Here is a 3,072-nt window from a genome sequence, read left to right on the forward strand (position 1 = left end):
CGCAGCTTCGCTCCACGCTTCCTCCCCACAATCGGTCACCCTCTTGCAGTTGCGCTTCGCTTCGTTCGCTGTGATCAACTTACGGGAGGACTTTCACCTCCAAGAGTGCGCCCGTGCCGGGCGCACACGAAAACGCCCAACCGCAGAGGGTTGGGCGAGGAATGGTGGTGGAGCTGGGGGGACTCGAACCCCCGTCCGCAAGCCTTCTGCGCGCAGTTCTACATGTGTAGCCGTCTGGATGGGATCTCGTCCGAGGCACCGCGCAGCGGCACGCTGCGTCCCGGACCAGCAACCTTGGATCTCATCAAGCGGCAAGTTGCCCGCCGCTTGACCAGCCGATGCAGATTCCCTTGCTGCCGCAGGACCTTTCGGCCACAGCGGCCCGGCCTATCGGCCGACCGGTGCAAGGCTCGCCGGATTAGGCGGCGAGGGCGAAACGTTCGTCGTTCGCAGTTACTTTTTTGCTGCGGTTTTACGAGGTAACAGCACCTCGACATGCCCTGCTGCGTGTCCGAACCCACGTCGAAACCCATGCAGCCCCGTGCTAAAGCGTTAGTTTACGCCAGTCCCAAAAAGTTCAAGAGTTCTGGAGGCGCATCGATGACGGCGTCGGCGGCCCAGGCCTCGACGTCCGCGTCCACGCCCAGATAGCCGTAGCGCGCGGCCACCGTGCCCATGCCGGCAGCACGCCCGGCCACGATGTCGCGCTCGTCATCACCCACGTACAGGCAGGCGTCGGGCACCACGTCCAGGCGCCGCGCGGCCTCCAGCAATGGCGCAGGATGCGGCTTGGCATGGGGCGTGGTGTCCCCGCCAACCACCGTGGCCGCGTGGGTGAACAGGGGGATGGCCGCAGTCAGGGGCAAGGCAAAGCGCTCCACCTTGTTGGTCACCACCCCCCACGGCAGGCCGGCCCGCTCCAACGCGGCGATCACGTCGGCCACGCCATCGAAGGGCTGCGTGCGGCGCGTCAGGACCGCCCCGTAGGTGTCCAGATACTCGAGGCGGAAAGCCTCGTAATCCGGATGCTGCGGGGTCAGGCCGAAGGCCGCCTCGATCATGCCGCGCGCGCCACTGCTGGCCCGTGGCCGGTAATACGCCTCGTCCAACGGCGGCAGGCCCCGCCGCTCGCGCATGAGGTTGGCCGCGTGCCCCAGGTCGGGGGCGGTGTCGAGCAACGTGCCGTCCAGATCGAACAGCACGGCCTGAAATGCCTGGCGCCGCGTCATGCGGCCTCCTTGCGGGTGGCAAACAGGTAGTTGACACTGGTGTCGTCACTGAGCCAGTAGCGGCGCGTCAGCGGGTTGTACGCGAGCCCGCGCGTTGCGTGCAGCGCCAGCCCCGCCTGGCGGCAAGCGCTGGCCAGCTCGCTGGGACGGATGAACTTGCCGTACTCGTGGGTGCCGCGCGGCAGCAGCCGCAGCACGTATTCCGCCCCCACGATGGCAAACAAAAAGGATTTGGGGTTGCGGTTGAGGGTGGAGAAAAACACCCACCCGCCCGGCTTGACCAACGCCGCACAGGCCCGCACGACCGAGGCAGGGTCGGGCACGTGCTCGAGCATTTCCATGCAGGTCACGACGTCGTAACGCGCCGCTTGCTCGGCGGCCAGGGCTTCGACGCTGACCAGGCGGTACTCGAGGCCCTGCACGCCTTGCTCCAGCGCGTGCAGTTGCGCCACCTTGAGCGCCTTGTCCGCGAGGTCGATGCCCAGCACCTGGGCACCCTGCCGGGCCATGGCCTCGGCCAAAATGCCGCCTCCACACCCGACGTCGAGCACGGTGCGCCCCTGCAATGGGCCGGTCAAGCTCTCGATCCAACCCAGGCGCAACGGGTTGATCTGGTGCAGCGGGCGAAACTCGCTCTCAGGGTCCCACCAGCGGTGGGCCAATTCGGAAAATTTGGCCAGTTCGGCCGCATCGGCGTTCAGCGAAGCATCCATGATGCCTGGATTATCACCCGCTGGCACCCCTGCCGCGCGGCGCCGAAAGCAACAACCCCGCTGGTGCGGGGTTGTGGACGGCTGGTTGAACAGCCAACACCAAGACACCGGCCGCGCCTGGTGCGCGGCCGTGCGCCCAGGGTCGATCAGCGCGTGCCGACGACTTCGATTTCGACGCGGCGGTTCTTGGCGCGACCTTCACGCGTGCGGTTGTCGGCCACCGGCTGGGTCTCGCCCTTGCCTTCGGTGTAGATGCGGTTGGCGTCGATGCCTTTGCTGACCAGGTAGGCCTTGACCGCCTCAGCACGGCGCACCGACAGCTTCTGGTTGTAGCCCTCCGGGCCGGTGGAGTCGGTGTGGCCCACGGCGATCACAACCTCGAGCTTGATACCCTTGACCTTGTCAACCAGGTCGTCCAGACGTGCCTTGCCTTCCGGCTTGAGCACGGCTTTGTCGAAATCGAAGAAGGCGTCCGCAGCGTACGTGACCTTGGCCGGCGCCGCAGGCGCGGGGGCCGGAGCGGGCGCAGGCGCCGGAGCGGGAGCCGGGGCGGCCGCCGGGGCCGGAGCGGGAGCGGGGGCAGGTGCCGGAGCCGGAGCCGGTTTGGGGACGATGGCGCCATCGCAGTCCTTGGCAGCCGTCGCCGGCGTCCAGTTGGCGTTACGCCAGCACAGTTCGTTCGTGCCGTTCTTCCACACCAAATCGCCGGTGCCGTTGCGCCAGTTGTCGATGGTCTGAGCGCCGGCGGCGGTGGTCAGGGCAGCCGTCGCAAACAGCGCCGCAATCTTGGTGAGCTTGTTCATGGATTCCTCTTTTCTGGTTAGGGTGAACGACGGATCGGTTGCATTGCAACCCCTCACGCCCACAGCGTGAGAACCTTTTCGCTGTACGGCCCATTTTGCCATAAGCGGCCTGTGCGCCAAGCCCTATGGCGTCGCGCAGGGCACAAAGACCGCCGCTGATGCGCCGCTCGGCCACCCAGGTGTCGCCCTTGCGCAACACAAGGGAAACACTGATTTATTCCCCTCCCGCCCCCTGCGCGGGAAGCCTGAGCGCCGCAGGATGTGGAACAATCCCTGGTACGGCTTGGGGGCAGTAGCAGCGATGATGCAGACCAGCTTTTCCGACTA

3 protein-coding genes and 1 other RNA gene are annotated in these 3,072 nt (G+C 66.5%); all 4 read right to left on the reverse strand.

The genetic code is table 11. From position 1 onward, the window contains the following. Positions 1–165: 165 nt before the first annotated feature. Positions 166–541, reverse strand: a transfer-messenger RNA (tmRNA) gene (gene ssrA / locus Tther_RS12895). Positions 542–557: 16 nt separating this feature from the next. Beyond that, positions 558–1,229, reverse strand: coding sequence for an HAD-IA family hydrolase (locus Tther_RS12900; RefSeq protein WP_143904501.1), 672 nt, complete (start codon positions 1,227–1,229; stop codon positions 558–560). After that, positions 1,226–1,942 carry a bifunctional 2-polyprenyl-6-hydroxyphenol methylase/3-demethylubiquinol 3-O-methyltransferase UbiG gene (ubiG, locus tag Tther_RS12905; RefSeq protein ID WP_143904503.1) on the reverse strand — a complete coding sequence of 239 codons (717 nt, stop codon included), beginning with the start codon at positions 1,940–1,942 and terminating at the stop codon, positions 1,226–1,228. Before ubiG ends, Tther_RS12900 begins: the two co-directional genes overlap by 4 nt. Positions 1,943–2,088: 146 nt before the next feature. Continuing rightward, positions 2,089–2,745 carry an outer membrane protein OmpA gene (ompA, locus tag Tther_RS12910; RefSeq protein WP_143904505.1) on the reverse strand — a complete coding sequence of 219 codons (657 nt, stop codon included), beginning with the start codon at positions 2,743–2,745 and terminating at the stop codon, positions 2,089–2,091. Between the last annotated feature and the right edge of the window lie 327 nt (positions 2,746–3,072).

Source organism: Tepidimonas thermarum (assembly GCF_007556705.1).
Lineage (GTDB): Bacteria > Pseudomonadota > Gammaproteobacteria > Burkholderiales > Burkholderiaceae_C > Tepidimonas > Tepidimonas thermarum.